The sequence below is a fragment of the Aquirufa salirivi genome (assembly GCF_045310485.1).
Taxonomy (GTDB): Bacteria; Bacteroidota; Bacteroidia; order Cytophagales; family Spirosomataceae; genus Aquirufa; species Aquirufa salirivi.
The window spans coordinates 144,763-161,305 of sequence record NZ_JBEWZH010000009.1; the positions used below are offsets into that span (position 1 = coordinate 144,763).

The window sequence follows — 16,543 nt, forward strand, 5'->3', positions numbered from 1 at the left end:
TGTTTAATTCAATGCCTTTTCCAATGCTGTATGGAATGATTCAGAAGCCTGGGCTTGAGAAGAAACAATTTGTCCATCTACGATGAAATCACGACCCGTAACCACACCTAAAGCACTAAATGGAATCGTTTGTGACTTCAATTGAGCTTCAAATGCAGCTTGTTTTTCAGGAGCAACCGACACTAAAACACGGCTTTGAGCTTCACCAAATAAGAAAGCATCTTGACGAATGTTTTGGTCGGAATTGATGGCAAAACCTTTTTGACGAGGGAATGATGACTCAGCTAAAGCAACTAATAAACCCCCATCAGATAAATCATGCGCTGATTGAATCAAGGATTGTTGAATCAAACGAGCAATTCCTCCTTGAATTTTTTGTTCCGTCTCCAAAACAAAATGCGGAGATGGACTAGCTTTAACACCTTTATAGGAATACAAATATTCAGAAGAAGCGATATCATTCACACTTTCTCCTACTAAATAAATCAAATCTCCTTCTTCTTTGAAGTCTAAAGTCATTTTCTGACTCGCCTCCTCTAAGATCCCCAACATACCGATCGTAGGTGTTGGGAATACTGGACCTTCATCAGACGATTGGTTATAAAAACTCACATTACCACCAGTAACTGGAGTTTCAAATGCCAAACAGGCTTTTCTCATACCTTTAATAGCACCTACAAACTGCCAATATACCTCTGGTACATAAGGATTACCGAAATTCAAGCAATTGGTGATCGCAACGGGCACGCCACCAGAACATACAATATTACGAGCGGCCTCAGCTACTGCGATCGCACAACCCTCTTCTGGATCAGCATTCACGTAACGCGAGTTACAGTCGACCGTGATCACAATGGATTTATTAGATCCATGTACTTTCACCACCGCAGCATCCGAAGGAGCATTAGTGTTCCGATTGGCACGCCCAATGGAAGAATCATATTGTTCGGCTACCCATTTTTTAGAAGCAATGTTTGGGTGATTCATTAAAAAATCAAATGCTTTACTCATTTCACCGGCTTCTAAATCGGCAACAGAATCTATCTTAAATTTCTTAAACTCTTGGTAATAAGCTGGTTCACGGTATTCACGGTGATAGATTGGCGCGCCTCCGCCCAATACTAAATCGTCTGCCGGAACATCGGCAACCAATTGTCCATCTTGGAAGAATTGAAGACGTTTTGTGTCAGTCACTTCACCAATTTGTTCACAATTTAAATCCCACTTATCAAATATCTTTTTAGCCTCGTGCTCTCTACCTTTCTCTACCACAATTAACATACGCTCTTGAGATTCTGATAAAAGAATTTCAAAAGGTTTCATATTCGGTTGACGCGTAGGAACTTTAGATAAATCAATGATCATTCCATGCTCTCCTTTGGCAGACATTTCAGACGTAGAGCAAATAATACCTGCTGCACCCATATCTTGAATACCAATCACACAACCTGCTTCAATGATCTCTAAAGAAGCTTCTAATAATAATTTTTCTTGGAAAGGATCACCTACTTGTACGGCAGGTAATTTCTCTGATGACTTTGAGGTGATATCTTCTGAAGCAAAACTTGCTCCACCAATACCATCTTTTCCAGTTGCTGAACCAACAATAAATACGGGGTTCCCAACACCATAAGAAATAGCAGAAGCTTGTTTTCCAACTTTTAAAATACCCGCAGAAAAGGCATTCACTAAAGGATTCGTGGAATAACAATCATCAAAGAATACTTCTCCCCCAACGGTAGGAATACCAAAGGCATTACCATAATCACCGATCCCTTTCACGACACCTTTTACTAACCATTTAGTTTTGGCTAATTCTATATTTCCAAATCGCAAGGAGTTCAATTGAGCGATCGGACGAGCACCCATGGTAAAAATATCACGATTGATACCACCTACACCCGTAGCAGCACCTTGATAAGGCTCTAAAGCAGAAGGGTGGTTATGTGATTCAATTTTAAAGGCACATCCTAAACCGTCGCCTAAATCCACCAAACCTGCATTTTCTTCACCGGCTTTAGCCAACATACGTGGAGAATCTTTCGGCAGGGTTTTTAACCAAACAATGGAGTTTTTATAACTACAGTGCTCAGACCACATGACAGAGAAAATGGATAATTCAGTGAAGTTAGGCTTGCGACCTAAAATCTCCTGAATACGATCATATTCTTCTGGAAGTAAACCTAATTTTTGGGCTGTTTCGAGGGTGGGTAAGCTTTCGTTGGATTCCACAATATAAATTTTAATGTAAGAAATGGCTGGGAAGCACACAATTGAGCACAAAGGTAATAATTTTTGCTTGGAGGGAAACGATTACATCAGGATTATTCCGATTATTTGGTCTATTTATCCCAATTTTCCTCCCAATACTTTTTATCCTCGGCTTTATCTAAATCTCGGTATTCTTCCTTGAAAGAAATCCATTGACAAATGTCTGGATGAGATTTCCAAAAAGGTCCAAAACCTTTATCTCCCTTCCAATCATATAATTTCTGTTGGTGTTCAAAAGGAATCAAAACAGGTGGAGAAGATTGACCTTGAAATGAAGAGATAATGACGTGACTCGGATTTGAGACATGAGCTTCAACTAGGGCTTGAAGATGTTTTTCCAGAACAAATGGAGTATCTACTAGCATAACGAGAACAGGCTCTTGCCTAGGTGCCAAAGCTCTCATACATTCAGATAAAGTATTCCCTTGACCTAAAGCCCATTCTTGGCTTTCAAGTATTTCTATCCTTTCCTGAGAAATGATCGACCGAATGGCCTCTTTTTCTGCTCCAAGCACCACGACTATGGTATCAATAAAAGGAGCTTGCAAAACCTGCAAGCTCCTTTCTACTAATGTTTTCTGACCTAAATGAATTAAAGCCTTAGGCTCACCTAGTCGGGAGGAAGAACCCGCTGCTAACAGAACTCCAATCATTAGACGTTTGAGATATCAAATGGTAATGTTCTTACACGCTTTCCTGTGGCTAAAAAAACCGCGTTACACAAGGCAGGAGCTACTGGAGGAAGTCCAGGTTCTCCTACTCCTCCCGGTGCTTCGTTATTGGTCATTACAAATACTTCGATTTCAGGTATCTCACCTTGTCGAAGCACAGCGTAGTCATGGAAATTACTTTGCTGGGTTTGTCCTTGAACCACGGTAATTTCATTCTTAATGGCAGCTGTTAAACCCATCGTAATATTACTTTGCACTTGGGCTTTAATATTTCGAGGATTAATGGCCACACCGCAGTCAATGACTGAGTATACTTTTTTAATGACCACTCCATTTCCTTGTTTTTCCACCACTATGGCGTGAGCACAAATGGAAGAAAAGGAACGAGCGATGGCGATACCAACGGCTTTACCTTGAGCCTTTAGTTGTTGGTAATTCGACAATTCAGCTAACTTCTTTAAAACACCTACGAAACGAGGAGAACCAGCCAACATGTCTAATCGAAATGCCAATGGGTCTTTTTTAGCTTGGTGAGCTAATTCATCGATGAATGATTCTTGACCAAATAAATTGGTAGAAGCATACACTGATCGCCACCAAAGAATGGGGATTTTAGTTTTAACTAGACTAAAGGAGTTTCTTCTATTTGGGAAGGTATATGGACTATCGGGTAAATTGATACCTTCTTCTGCCCATGGATCAGGAGCATTGTCAATAGGAACTTGAAATACTTGATTTAAAATAGAAGCTCCGTTTAAGCGATGTTCAAAAGCCAGCACCTTACCTTGTGCATCTAAAGCACCTTTCATGACAGATAACATCCCCGGACGGAAGGGTCCTTGTTGGGTATCATCTTCTCGCGTCCAAACGACTTTAACTGGAGCATTAATTTGCTTGGATAAATGCGCTGCTTCCAAGACATAATCGTAATAGGCTTTTCTACCAAAGGCACCTCCTAAGAAAGTAACATTAATTTTAACGTTTTCTTTTTTAATACCTAGATAAGCCGCTAATTCTGAGACCAATGAGTCAGGCCCTTGAACAGGTGCCCACACTTCCACTTTACCATCTTGCACATATACGGTAGCATTTTCGGGCTCCATCGGCGCATGAGCTAAAAATGGCGTTTGGTAGGAAGCCTCAATGACTTGATTGGCTCCAGCAAATGCCTTATTCACATCACCTGTCAACGATTCTTTGTATTCAAAACCGGAAGATTTACCCGCTTCTTTCAATTGATTGAAATACTTCTCTGTATTCATGGAATCAGCTTCTGTGCTTTCCCACTCAATATCTAAAAGACGCTTCCCTTTTAAGGCAGCCCAATAGGAGTCAGCTAATACGGCTACTGCTTCTGTACTAGCATGAGGCATTTTACGCTCCGTTTTAAGTACAAATTTTACACCTTGACTAGCGATTGCTTTTTCTCCTTGATAAGATTTCACTTTGGCATGTATACTTGGAGCATGAGCTATACTCGCATATAACATACCGGGTATAACGACATCCATACCAAATTTAGCGGTTCCATTCACTTTGGAAGGAATTTCAGGTCTTGGAATGGATTTACCAATTTGGGTGAAATCGGCTGGATTTTTAAGTACAGGATTGGCAGGCACAGGTAATTTAGCTGCCGAAGCTACTAATTCCCCGTATCCTAAACTGATGGATTTATTCTTTTGATATACGCGTCCTTCTTTGGCATAGCAGGCACTCACTGGAACATGCCATTGATTTGCGGCAGCCTGTACAAGCATTTCTTTGACAGCAGCACCGACTGTTCGCATAGGTAAGTATCGGGTACTTACGGATGAAGAGCCTCCTGACAATTGAGAGCCAAATTTGGCTGAACCGTCAGAAGTAACTATTTCAACTTGATCTAAACGAACTTCTAATTCCTCTGCAATCAGCATCGGTATAGATTGGGATGTTCCCTGACCCATATCGGGTCTTGCATTAAATAAAGTTACTTTCCCTGATTCGTTGATCAGTACATAAGGATTTATTTCTACTCCAATATGTGGTTCATGAGCCAAATTTTTGACTTTCACCCCTTTTCCATTGGCTAAATTTTCAAAACCAATAGCAAGAAAAGCTGCCGTTTGAGCGCTTATCTTGATAAAATCTCTTCTCGAGGTTTGCTTTGTTGTATTTGCGCTCATTTGGATTTTGTTTTAGATTGGCTTTTCATAGATTTGGCGGCAGCATGTATAGCTTTGCGCATGTCTTGGTAGGTACCACATCGACAAATATTTCCTGCCAAAGCGGTATCAATATCTTGATCTGTTGGATTTGGATTGGAGTCTAATAAAGATGCAACAGCTAAAATCTGACCCGATTGACAATAACCACATTGTGGAACTTGTTCATTTATCCAAGCCAATTGAACTGGATGACTTGTCGTAGTAGATAAACCTTCTATACTGATTAATTTATCTTCAGGCTTGATACTTGATATCGGCGTTGAACAAGAGCGAATGGGTTTTCCGTTTAATAAAACAGTACAGGCGCCGCAAAGACCCATCCCACATCCAAATTTGGTCCCTGTCATCCCAATTTCATCACGTATTACCCATAAAAGGGGCGTATCAGAAGCCACATCTACCAGATGTTTCTTCCCATTAAGTTTGATGCTGTACTTACTCATGGCTTTGATTATAGATTAGATGATAAATTTACAATAAAATCAAATTCCTTTCGTCTTAGATGAGAAAATTAAATAAGGCTTTAAATTTGCAAGATGCTAACCAAAGAGGAAATCAAATTTATTCAAGAACATGCCCACGATGACCCATATCAGTTAAGTCTGTCAAAGGGACAAAACAATGGCATTTCCTTAGGTAAACTAGTTCCTCAGATTCAAGCTAGGCAGAAGTTAGCACATAAATTACCCTCTTGGATTGCCCAAGAAGAAGTATTTTTTCCTCCCCAATTAAATCTAGAACAAGCATCATCAGAGGATACGGCACTTTTCAAGGCTAGTTTGATTCAAGGAAAAATAATTGACTTAACGGGTGGTATGGGTGTCGACTCATGGGCATTTGCCCAGCTGGGGCATTCCGTAACGTATGTAGAAAGGGATGAAAAATTAGCACAAATTACTCAATTCAATCATCAGGTATTATTGGGAGATTCCATACAACATATACATGGTGACGGGATAGACTATATGAAAAGGCATACTTCGAGTTGGGATTATATTTACCTAGATCCTGCTAGAAGAGGTTCCAAAGGAGAAAAAGTCATTTTATTGGAAGATTGTGAACCCAATGTGCTTGAACTCTTACCTTGTATTAATGGGAACACCCAATTATTAATTAAAACTAGTCCCCTTCTTGATATCAGTCGGGCCATTCATAGTTTACAAGGAGTGGATAAAGTTTGGATTATCGGAGTAAAAAATGAGGTAAAGGAATTACTATTTCTAAAATCGCAACACGCTACGATGGATCCAGTGATAGAAATCCATGAATTAAGTCTAAGTAATAGTCTGATTTTTCAAGGCAAATTAAGCGATGAGCGAAAAGCACCATGTAAAATGGGTCCATTAGGTCAATACCTATACGAACCCCATGCAGGTATACTAAAAGCTGGTTTCTTTAAATTAATTGCGGGAGATCAGCTAGTAAAATTAGGGCTTAATACCCATTTATATACTTCTACTGAAAGAGAGGCTTCTTTTTCTGGTCGACAATTTAAGGTAATAGCTCAGGGAAATCCAGATAAAAAATGGATTGAGACACATATTCCTTCGGGAAAAGCCAATATCAGTACGAGAAACTTTCCGATGAGTCCCGAAGAAATACGAAAGAAATGGAAAATAAAAGAAGGTGGCCCTTGGACTCTATTTGCCTTTCAAGATGAGCATCAAAAAAATGTCCTGGCGCTTACAGAAAAATGTCCAGTAAATTGATTTCGTATTTTGACTAAAAAATTTACCTTTGTTCTTTATATTCAACAAATTAAGTCTATGTCTAAGTATTTTTTCCTAGCAGTATTTGTTTTCGGTGCATTCGTGGGTCAAGCTCAAATATATTCGGGTATGACGGAGATTGAGCGTTCCAAAAAAGAAGGCTTTTTTACTTACTTAGCAACAGAGGAAAAATACGCCATTGAAAGTTGGAAAAACTATTTAAAGAAGTTTGGTCGAGTAGAAAATGGAAAAGGTGGAGCTATCAATAGTTTTGATACGCGTATTACATCGATTTCTAAGAACTCATTCCCCTTATTGTCTAAAATTTCTGAAGAAAATAATAAAACAAAATTGTTTGTTTCCATCGCTTTAGGCCCAGATGATTACATTCAAACTGGTCATGCCCAATTTAAGGAGGCCACCGCTTGGTTAGAGGATTTTATTCAAATTCTAAATTTAGAGGAAGCGGTAAGAAAGGAAGAGCAAAAGCTAGCAAATTTGACTAGTCAAAAGGTAAAAAACACGAAATCGGCAGAAAGGCTCGTCAGAGAGTTAGAGGCTAATAAAAGGCAAACCGAATTATTAACGAAGAAATTAGAAGAAGCGAAATTAGAAAAAGAGAAATTACTCGCTAACCAAGAGCAAAATAAATTAGATCAAAAAGCAACTGAAGATGCTTTAATTCTTCAAAATCAAGCAGTAGAATCAGCAAAAAAGAAAATTAAAGACTAAACCCGTGAAAAAATCCATTCATTTTTTGGGAGTTGTCATGATCTACATCATGACTAGTAGTTTTGGATTGGTGGAATATTCTGCCATGAGACCACAAACATATTTTGTGGGAATTGATAGTACCAAGCAATTTAAGCAGCCCTTGATTAGTTCAGCGAAAAAAGAATTTAATCAAGTCCAGAAAAAGGAGGAGGATAATCAACAAGACGCGCAATTGAATGAAGAGAGAAGTCATTGGACTAAATATATTGTTATAGGTGTGAAAACGATTTTCTCAACATTACTAAGTCTTGTAAGTTATATGATTAAGTAAACTCAACCTTATGCCATCATTCAGAGTCCAAACGCCTATTAATTCACCAATTGAATATGTTTGGGCTCTTTTTGATAAAGATTTACTAAGCAAATTATCTCCCCCATTCCCTCCTGTATCCATCAAGCGATTTGATGGCTGTCGTAAAGGAGATCTAGTCCAATTAGAAATCAAATTAGGCTTATTTAGCTTGTATTGGGACTCAGAAATTACGGAAGATTTCCAAAGTGATGATAAAATCTATTTTATCGATGAAGGTAGGCGCATTCCTTTGGGAATGAACTATTGGAAACACGAGCATATCTTAGAGAAACTACCCAATAATCAAACGCTCGTCATTGATCAGATTTCTTATTCCACTTCTTCTAAATTTTTAGATATTCTACTTTATCCATTACTTTGGGGGATGATAGCCTACCGCAAACCTTTTTATAAATCCTTACTTACACTTCGCTAAACATATGAAATTAAGCCTTACCCAAAAAATCATTTTAGGATTTATTCTAGGCCTTGCATTAGGTGAATACTTCTACTTGTCATTCTCTCCTGAAGAAAGTCATGAGTGGGCACAACGTTTTCAAGTAATATCCAAGATTTTCCTTCGCTTAATCAAAATGATTGTTGGACCACTCGTATTCTGTACGCTGGTAGTGGGCATTGCCAAATTAGGGGACTTTAAAGCCGTTGGTAGAATTGGTTTAAAAACCATTGGATATTTTTATTTCGCTACCTTACTGTCTTTAGTTACTGGACTCGTTGTGGTGAATATCACTCAACCAGGAAGTTTACAATCTTGGCCAAAGCCTGCAGCGGGAACTTCTACGGGGATTGATGCTTCTAAGGTAAAAACCATGGAAGATTTCATTTTACATATATTCCCAGATAGCTTTTTCAAGGCATTGGCAGAAAATGAAATTCTTCAAATTGTCATCTTTTCTTTATTCTTTGGTGTGGCTCTTGGTTCCATAGGTGAAACCGGTAAAAAGCTGATTCATGTATTTGAAAACTTAGCTGAAGTGGTTTTTAAAATGGTCAATTATGTGATGGAAGTAGCTCCTTATGCTGTTTTTGCAGCAATGACTACTGTAGTAGCAAATAAGGGATTAAGTATTTTAATCAGTTACGGTTATTTAATGATTTGTTTCTTAGGCGGCCTATTATTCTTTACCGTGGTGATCTTATGGCTAATCTGTATTTTTAATAAAATACCTTATTGGGCATTATTAAAAGAACTCAAAGAGGCATTGTTAATCTCCTTCTCAACGGCCAGTTCGGAAGCCTCCTTTCCCCAAACCATAGCAGCATTAGAACGCTTTGGTTGCAGTCGCAGAATTGTAGGATTTGTTTTACCCTTAGGATATAGTTTTAATTTAGATGGGTCTATGTTGTACATGACCTTTGCCACAGGATTTATAGCACAAGCTTATGGGGTACATTTAAGCTTAGAGCAACAAATCACCATGCTGTTAACCTTGATGATTACATCCAAAGGAATTGCAGGAGTGCCTAGAGCCTCGCTGGTTATTATTGCGGGAACCTTGACGATGTTTAATTTACCTGCTGAAGGAATCGCCTTGTTATTAGGAGTCGATCCTTTCTTGGATATGGGTAGAACGGTAACATCAGTGGCGGGTAACGGGGTAGCTACCTGTGTGGTGTCTAAATGGGAAGGAGAATTCAATCCACCTACGAGCGCCTAAAAGTCATTTCAACGGCTTTCCTCGCTGGAAATATGGACGCAAAGAAGGTAACGAGGATGACCACCAGGGCAGTTTGGATGAAATCTCCTAAGCGCATTTGGATGGGATAGGCGTCGATCAGTGAATTGGGGATTCCTAAAGAAATAATACCAAATTCTTCTTGGATATAGCCTAAACCATAGCCTAAGATCATTCCGATGATGGCTCCTGAGAAACTAATTAATACACCTACCAATAAGAATGTTTGGAACATCTGTTTTTTGGTAAAACCCATAGCCAATAAGGTGGCTAAATCTTTCTTTTTCTCAATGACCAATAAAGAAAGGGCATAAAACAAGGTAAAGGAAGCAATTCCCATCACAAATGCCATGATCAAGAAAGCAAAGAATTTTTCAATCTTGATCGCTTTCAAAATTGCGGCATGTTGCTCGTCTCGAGTCTGAACTTGAAAAGTATTCCCAAATAAACCGACCAGTTTTGTTTTAATTTGTTGCGCATCTGCACCATCTTCGACCATAATCTCCAAAGCGGAAATTTGATTTTCAACACCCATTAGTTCTTCCATCCAAGTCAAAGGAACTAATACCATTTGATTATCAAAAGACTGCTCCACTTCCATCACTCCAGAAGGGAAAAAGTGATTGCTACGAATAGACTGCTCATTGACAGTAAATCGTTTTAAAGCTTGGTGATTGGGATACCATGCTTCTATGGGTGTAAAGACATCTTCAAAACTCATTCCCATATCTAAAAACACACCAATACCGACGACAGCAAAGGCATGTTCTCCATTTTGGACAAAATAATCACCTTCTACCACTTGTTTCTTTAAACGTTCGGCCTTCAAAAACTCATCATCAACCCCTTTAAAACGAACCACCAATTGCTTGTTCTTATACCGAATAAGCGCTTGATCTTCTAAAATGGGATTGACAAAACGAACGCCTGCTAATGATTTTGCTGCTACTAGTTGTTGCGGCGAAAGCGTAAATCGGGCATCTTTGGAAGATATAATCTTCAAATCTGGGTCATAGGTTTTAAATAATCCCTTTTGGAATTCTTCTAAACCATTGAAAACCGACAAAATTAGAATGAGTGCCATAACCTCCAACCCTACTCCTAACATAGAAATACGGGAAATGAAGGTGATAAAACTCGCCTTAGACTTGGTGAAAAAATACCTTTTTGCAACAAATAAGGGTAGATTCAAGGGAATACAATTTATTTATCTTCCTCTTCCGTAGCTGGAGGAATGACCAATCCTTCAAATAAAGCTTCAATTTTAGCTGCATAAGCAGCAGTATCGTCCAAATAAAACGACAAATGTGGGATGATTCGTACTTGATGACGAATGCGATTAGCCAAAGCATTTCGAATGGCTTTGGTTTTTTCTTCTAAAACATCCACGATACTCTGTGGATCATCCACTAAAAGAAAGCTCAAATAACAACGAGCTGCCGATAAATCTGGACTCATTTTTACATCCGTAATTGTGACCATCCCTTTCCCAAAAATTTCTCTAAATTCTTTTTGAAAGATATCACTTAAATCCTTTTGTATTTGTCGACCAAACTTTTGTTGACGCTTGCTTTCCATATTTCTCCTTTCTTTACCTAAAAATCTCACAAATTTCAGAATAATAATTGGATTAACCGTAATTTAGGGAAGGTGTTCCAAAAATATGTTCCAAATTTTCAAATCTGATTCCATCTTGCCTACCCTTTTGTTGGTAGCCATTTGGCTTATTAGTTTATTTTATATCCAGCAATGGGGCTTGGCTCCATTTCCGTGGGAGATAAAAAATTATTTATTAGGTCAAAAACTGAATCAAGGATTTTTGATTTATGAGGACATTAGTGATAATACAGCCCCTTTAGCTGCTTTATTTTATCAGATCATACAATGGTTTTCGATTCCAGTACATTGGAACATTTATATATCTTCCATCATTGTTATTTACCAAAGCTATATTTTTCAACAAACCATACAGCGCTTTGAATTGATGCCTCAAATCGGGTATTTGCCTTTTTTGATGTATGCCATCATCTTTCATTTATCCATGGAGTTTTTAGCCCCAGGACCAGCTTTGGTCGGCTTGACTTTTCTATTATTGGCTTGGAGAGAAATTATCTACCAACAAAGAACTTTGCTTGTCAATGACCGTGTCATATTGATAGGTATTTACATGGCCATCGCCAGTTTATTCTATTTGAGTTATTCTATATTTTTTGTGTGGGCATTATTGAGTTTACTCTTTTATTCGGGTATCACCTTGCGACAAATCGTATTGATGTTTGTTGGGTTCTTCATGGTCTTCTCCTTGAATATTTTATTCTTTTCCATCAATGGAAATTTGCCCTTCATGATTCAAGTATTTAAACGATCAGCCTTTCAGTTTCAGGTCCCTGAGCAATTGGAAGTCACTCAAATTGCTGGCGTTTTTGCTCCCGCCTTATTCATTGGAATTTGGGGTTTTTGGCTGGTTTTACGCAGTAGAAGAATCCGTTCCAATGCGCAAAAAGGACAGCAAACTAATTTAATTTGGCTTATCACAGCCATTTTGGCCACCTTGACCGTCCCTTCCTTGATTCGTATCAATTTACTTTTTTTCCTTCCAGCGCTAGCTTATTTTGGACTCAATATCTTCCATTTGAGTAGCAATTCCATTCTGAAAGAAATAGCTATCTGGTTGTTAATTGCGGGTACATGGTACAATGTGCAAATTGAACTCAAAAACAAGGATCATGAGCGCATACCTGCCCCAACCTTGACTTTAAAAAATCAACGATTAATGGTATTGGGGCCTCAAATAGAAGAATATTTAGGGAACCAAATGGTTGGGCCATTTGTCAATTGGGATTTAGCAAAACCCCTGTTTTCTAATTTAGATCAGTATAAAAACGTGGTTTTACTGCATGAATATTTTGAAAAAGACGCTCCAGATTACATTTACGATGCAGAAAACAACATCAAAAAGCTGAGCGTCTATTTACCTAGTTTGAGGAAGTCGTATCGACAAATCTCCCCCAATTTGTACCAAAAAAATCCTTAACTACAAGAGATTTTACTTACGCGCCCTTGATGACGACCACCTTCAAAGGGAGTTTCTATGAATGCGGCTAAACAAGCTTTAGCTTCTTCTAAAGAGATAAAACGAACAGGTAAACAAATGACATTGGCATCATTATGTTGCCGAACTAATTTAGCTACTTCCACATTCCAAGCTAGGCCAGCCCGAATACCTTGGTGTTTATTTGCTGTAATGGCCACTCCATTGGCGCTACCACATAACAATAAACCGAAACGCTGCTCGCCATTTTCTACGGCTGAAGCCACAGGATGCGCGAAATCTGGATAATCCACTGAATCCGCTGAAAAAGTACCATAATCCTTCACTGTGATTCCTCTTTCTGATAAGAAAGCTATTAAATCATTTTTATAATCAAATCCGGCATGATCACCACCAACAGCAAAAGTTAAGCTCATTGTCTTGTATTTTAGTTCTAAATTCTTGACAAAGGTAAGCGGATAAATCCTACATTTGCGAAGTATCAAAAGAATAAATTTATGTTGGAGAACGATCGGCAGCACGAAGAAGAAAAAATCAAAAAAGCATTTGGAGACAAAACCTGGGCACAAATAAAATCAGAAGAATCTTGGAGGATATTCAAGATCATGAGTGAGTTTGTAGAAGGTATTGATAAACTTTCAAAAATTGGCCCCTGTGTGTCCATATTTGGATCAGCTAGAACAAAACCAGACAATCCTTATTACCAAGTGGCAGAAGAAATTGCCGCCAAACTAGTAAGACATGGATATGGAGTTATCACCGGTGGTGGTCCAGGTATCATGGAAGCAGGTAATAAAGGAGCAAAAACCGAAGGTGGTAGATCTGTAGGATTAAATATTGAATTGCCATTTGAACAATTTGCCAATCCTTACATCGATCACGACAAGAACATCAATTTTGATTTCTTCTTTGTCAGAAAAGTTATGTTTGTGAAATACTCACAAGGATTTATCATCATGCCAGGGGGATTTGGCACCTTGGATGAAATGTTTGAATCTTTGACACTGATTCAAACCCATAAAATTGGACGTTTCCCCGTCGTATTGGTAGGAACAGACTACTGGAAAGGGTTAATTGATTGGGTAAAAAACACCATGATCACGCAAGGGAATATCAATGAGGAAGATTTGGACTTATTCTCCTTAGTTGATACACCTACCGAAGCCGTTAGGGTGATTGATGAATTCTATGCTAAATACCTATTGAAACCAAACTTCTAAGCCTTTTTAAAAAAGGTTTTCAAGTCTTGTACATTCAAAGCATTCAAGGTTAAGGAGCGCAATAAACCTCCTTTTCGAGCTACTTTGACCCCATATTCCATATCTCTGATGCCTTCTATTTGGTGGGCATCAGGATTGATGGAAACATAAATCCCCTTATCCATGGCATCATAAATGTATCGCCAGTCTAAATCTAAGCGATACGGACTAGCATTTAATTCGATGCTAACGCCATTGGCCTTGCAGGCATCTAAAATCTTATCCATTTGTAGTGGAAAACCAGCACGTGTCAGTAAAAGTCGGCCCGTAGGATGACCCAATATAGAAGTATATGGATTTTCGATTGCCTTCAAAACACGCGGCATGGAACGATCTATATCCATGGCCAACTGGGCATGAACCGAGGCTACCACATAATCAAATCGCGCTAAAACAGAGGCATCATAATCCAAAGAACCATCAGGTAAAATATCTGCCTCAATACCTTTTAAGATGGTAAAATCGTTCCATCGGGCATTCAATTGATCTATTTCCTCCTGTTGGGCTAGAACACGGTCTTCCTTTAAACCATTCGCATAGGCGGCATATTGAGAGTGGTCAGCTATACCAAAATACTGCAACCCCTGAGCTCGACAAGCCTCAGCCATTTCCAATAAGGTATTTTTTCCATCTGAATAAGTGGAATGATTGTGTAAACATCCTTTTAAGTCGGAGTATTGAATCAACTCCTCGGATTGATGCTTTTGCGACCATTCAAATTCCTTGAATCCTTCCCGCATTTCAGGAATGATGTAGGGCAAAGCCAAGGTTTCATACACCTCTTTGTCAGAGGCAATCGCCTTACCTTGAAAATGCTTATAAAATTGAATGACTACTAAATGCTCTGGATGCGCCACTTGCTGAAAAAGGGCATTTTCCCATTGATCTGGTGCAATGACATGAATTTGAATCGCCAATAAATGCCCATGAAATATACCTCTCCAAGTGAAGGGAGATGATTCTTTTATGTCTTCTTCCATCCCATCGATGGAATTAATAAGAGCACCAGAACCAAAGATATCAGTTGATTCAACTAAGAAAACGAGTTCGGAAATAACTTCACAGTTCCGAGATAACTCCCCTGCTTCAGCAACTTGATTGAATTTAGTTTTCAACTGCTCTAGAATGAGTTGCGACAGATGAGTGGCTTTATCTAAGCGAAGCTTTTTAGAATTTTGCTTGAGGAATTGGATGTATAACTGTACATTTTCCTGAACCGCTTTCCCAAAGCCTTTCAATTGCTCCAAGCGATTTTCTTCACAAGCAGTAAGCAAATCATCCAAATCGGTAATGCCTAGTTCTTTCCAGATTAAACCCACTTTCTTGGGACCTAGACCTTTGATTTTCAACAGATTCAATATCCCTGGAGGAGTTTGTTCTAGTATTCCATCTAAGTCGGAGCTGCTACCAACTTGAATTAGGTCTAAAATAATCTTAACAATGGACTTCCCTACGCCGGGTATTTGTACTAATTCTGTTTCTGAAAGAGAAGAGATTTTACCGGGATATTTATCTAGTCCACGGGCTGCAAAAGCCAGATTCTTGCTTTTAAACTCATTGACCCCATGGACATCCCATAGTTTCACCAATAATTCTAGTGCGTCGACAATTTCATCATTTCCCATGCCCAAAGATAAGCCTAAAAAAGATTCAATTGCTGACTTAGGCCTGGATATCCTTCATGTTTTAACAACCATTCTTTTCTCCACAATTCTCCTCGATAACCAACCAATGAACCATCAGAGCCAATAACTCGATGGCAAGGCACCAGTAGCAAAACAGGGTTTTGAGCATTGGCATTCCCTACCGCTTGCGCTGCTTTGGGTTGTTCGATTAACTCAGCGATTTGTTGGTAGGACATCACCTCTCCTACTGGAATTTCCAACAAAATAGACCAAACTTTCTTTTGAAAAGTAGTTGCTGATGAAAAATCGACAGGACAAGTCCACTTCCAATTAGCTTGCTCAAAATAGGCATCTAGGTTCCGAACTACTTCATCCTGCATAGCCTTCAAGTCATCAGGCAAAGCATCATTTCCTCCTTGTTCTACAAATTGCAAGGAAGTCAATCCTTTGTCAGAAAGGCCTATTTGGATAAAACCGATGGGAGAATGGTAGAAAAACATAAATAAATTATAAAGTATAAATGATGAATTATAAATGTATTTATCTAAAACGAAATTGAAATTTCTATTGATAATTTATCGTATGAATAGTTCCATATAAATTAACTTTCCTCAGAAGAGGGAAATCAAAATTAGCATTCGATATACTTTAAAATTAAACCAATTATTTGATAGCTGAATAAGATTATTTTAAAATATGAACCTATGAAATTCATATTTTATCAATACCATTAAGAGATTATAAAATATAAATGATGAATTATAAATGTCTTTATATAAACGAATTTGAAAATTCTATTTATAATTTTTCGTATGAATAGTTCCATTGATATTGACTTTCCCAAAATGGGGAAAATCAAAATTAGCATTCGATATACTTTAAAATTAAACCAATTATTTGATAGCTGAATAAGATTATTTTAAAATATGAACCTATGAAATTCATATTTTATCAATACCATTAAGAGATTATAAAATATAAATGATGAA

At 38.3% G+C, this 16,543-nt stretch carries 16 protein-coding genes; 7 read left to right on the forward strand and 9 right to left on the reverse strand.

Annotated features, from left to right (window positions below):
• Positions 1-3 precede the first annotated feature (3 nt).
• From purL to U0R11_RS12395, 4 genes are all read right to left on the reverse strand, one after another.
• Positions 4-2,232 (reverse strand): phosphoribosylformylglycinamidine synthase subunit PurL, encoded by a 2,229-nt coding sequence (gene purL, locus U0R11_RS12380; protein ID WP_406751983.1) that lies wholly within the window; start codon positions 2,230-2,232, stop codon positions 4-6.
• A 110-nt stretch (positions 2,233-2,342) separates the two neighbouring features.
• On the reverse strand, positions 2,343-2,924 hold the full coding sequence (locus U0R11_RS12385) for a nucleotidyltransferase family protein (protein ID WP_406751985.1): 582 nt from the start codon (positions 2,922-2,924) through the stop codon (positions 2,343-2,345).
• Positions 2,924-5,104 (reverse strand): xanthine dehydrogenase family protein molybdopterin-binding subunit, encoded by a 2,181-nt coding sequence (locus U0R11_RS12390; RefSeq protein WP_406751986.1) that lies wholly within the window; start codon positions 5,102-5,104, stop codon positions 2,924-2,926. Before U0R11_RS12390 ends, U0R11_RS12385 begins: the two co-directional genes overlap by 1 nt.
• The gene (locus tag U0R11_RS12395; protein ID WP_406751987.1) at positions 5,101-5,589 is read right to left on the reverse strand and encodes a (2Fe-2S)-binding protein; all 489 of its coding nucleotides are present in this window, start codon (positions 5,587-5,589) and stop codon (positions 5,101-5,103) included. Before U0R11_RS12395 ends, U0R11_RS12390 begins: the two co-directional genes overlap by 4 nt.
• Positions 5,590-5,682: 93 nt before the next feature.
• Here U0R11_RS12395 and U0R11_RS12400 point away from each other — a divergent pair, with 93 nt between their 5' ends.
• Genes U0R11_RS12400 through U0R11_RS12420 form a run of 5 tightly spaced genes read left to right on the forward strand, consistent with a single transcriptional unit; the run spans position 5,683 to position 9,600 of the window.
• Complete coding sequence (locus U0R11_RS12400; RefSeq protein WP_406751990.1) at positions 5,683-6,855, forward strand: class I SAM-dependent methyltransferase; 1,173 nt, start codon at positions 5,683-5,685, stop codon at positions 6,853-6,855.
• A 57-nt stretch (positions 6,856-6,912) separates the two neighbouring features.
• Positions 6,913-7,587: a hypothetical protein gene (locus U0R11_RS12405; protein WP_406751992.1), complete on the forward strand. Its 675-nt coding sequence runs from the start codon at positions 6,913-6,915 to the stop codon at positions 7,585-7,587.
• 4 nt (positions 7,588-7,591) lie between these two features.
• A complete protein-coding gene (locus U0R11_RS12410; protein WP_406751993.1) occupies positions 7,592-7,900 on the forward strand; it encodes a hypothetical protein in 309 nt (102 codons plus the stop codon).
• Between the two features lie 10 nt (positions 7,901-7,910).
• A complete protein-coding gene (locus U0R11_RS12415; protein ID WP_406751995.1) occupies positions 7,911-8,357 on the forward strand; it encodes an SRPBCC family protein in 447 nt (148 codons plus the stop codon).
• A 4-nt stretch (positions 8,358-8,361) separates the two neighbouring features.
• Positions 8,362-9,600, forward strand: coding sequence for a dicarboxylate/amino acid:cation symporter (locus tag U0R11_RS12420; protein ID WP_166374287.1), 1,239 nt, complete (start codon positions 8,362-8,364; stop codon positions 9,598-9,600).
• Here the strand turns inward: U0R11_RS12420 and U0R11_RS12425 are convergent.
• Entirely contained in the window at positions 9,587-10,810 is a 1,224-nt protein-coding gene (locus U0R11_RS12425; protein ID WP_406751997.1) for an ABC transporter permease, read from the reverse strand. The two genes, U0R11_RS12420 and U0R11_RS12425, sit on opposite strands and share 14 nt — an antisense overlap.
• 11 nt (positions 10,811-10,821) lie before the next feature.
• Positions 10,822-11,196 carry a 30S ribosome-binding factor RbfA gene (gene rbfA / locus U0R11_RS12430; RefSeq protein ID WP_406751999.1) on the reverse strand — a complete coding sequence of 125 codons (375 nt, stop codon included), beginning with the start codon at positions 11,194-11,196 and terminating at the stop codon, positions 10,822-10,824.
• Between the two features lie 85 nt (positions 11,197-11,281).
• Between rbfA and U0R11_RS12435 the strand changes: the two genes are divergently transcribed.
• Positions 11,282-12,652, forward strand: coding sequence for a hypothetical protein (locus U0R11_RS12435; protein ID WP_406752000.1), 1,371 nt, complete (start codon positions 11,282-11,284; stop codon positions 12,650-12,652).
• Here the strand turns inward: U0R11_RS12435 and rpiB are convergent.
• Positions 12,649-13,086, reverse strand: a complete 438-nt coding sequence (rpiB, locus tag U0R11_RS12440) for a ribose 5-phosphate isomerase B (RefSeq protein WP_406752002.1) — start codon at positions 13,084-13,086, stop codon at positions 12,649-12,651. The genes U0R11_RS12435 and rpiB overlap by 4 nt on opposite strands.
• A gap of 81 nt (positions 13,087-13,167) precedes the next feature.
• Here rpiB and U0R11_RS12445 point away from each other — a divergent pair, with 81 nt between their 5' ends.
• Positions 13,168-13,890: an LOG family protein gene (locus tag U0R11_RS12445; RefSeq protein ID WP_276343762.1), complete on the forward strand. Its 723-nt coding sequence runs from the start codon at positions 13,168-13,170 to the stop codon at positions 13,888-13,890.
• Here U0R11_RS12445 and U0R11_RS12450 read toward each other — a convergent pair.
• Both U0R11_RS12450 and U0R11_RS12455 read right to left on the reverse strand, forming a co-directional pair.
• On the reverse strand, positions 13,887-15,554 hold the full coding sequence (locus U0R11_RS12450) for a helix-hairpin-helix domain-containing protein (protein WP_406752004.1): 1,668 nt from the start codon (positions 15,552-15,554) through the stop codon (positions 13,887-13,889). The genes U0R11_RS12445 and U0R11_RS12450 overlap by 4 nt on opposite strands.
• Before the next feature lie 14 nt (positions 15,555-15,568).
• On the reverse strand, positions 15,569-16,054 hold the full coding sequence (locus tag U0R11_RS12455; protein ID WP_406752006.1) for a methylated-DNA--[protein]-cysteine S-methyltransferase: 486 nt from the start codon (positions 16,052-16,054) through the stop codon (positions 15,569-15,571).
• Positions 16,055-16,543 lie beyond the last annotated feature (489 nt).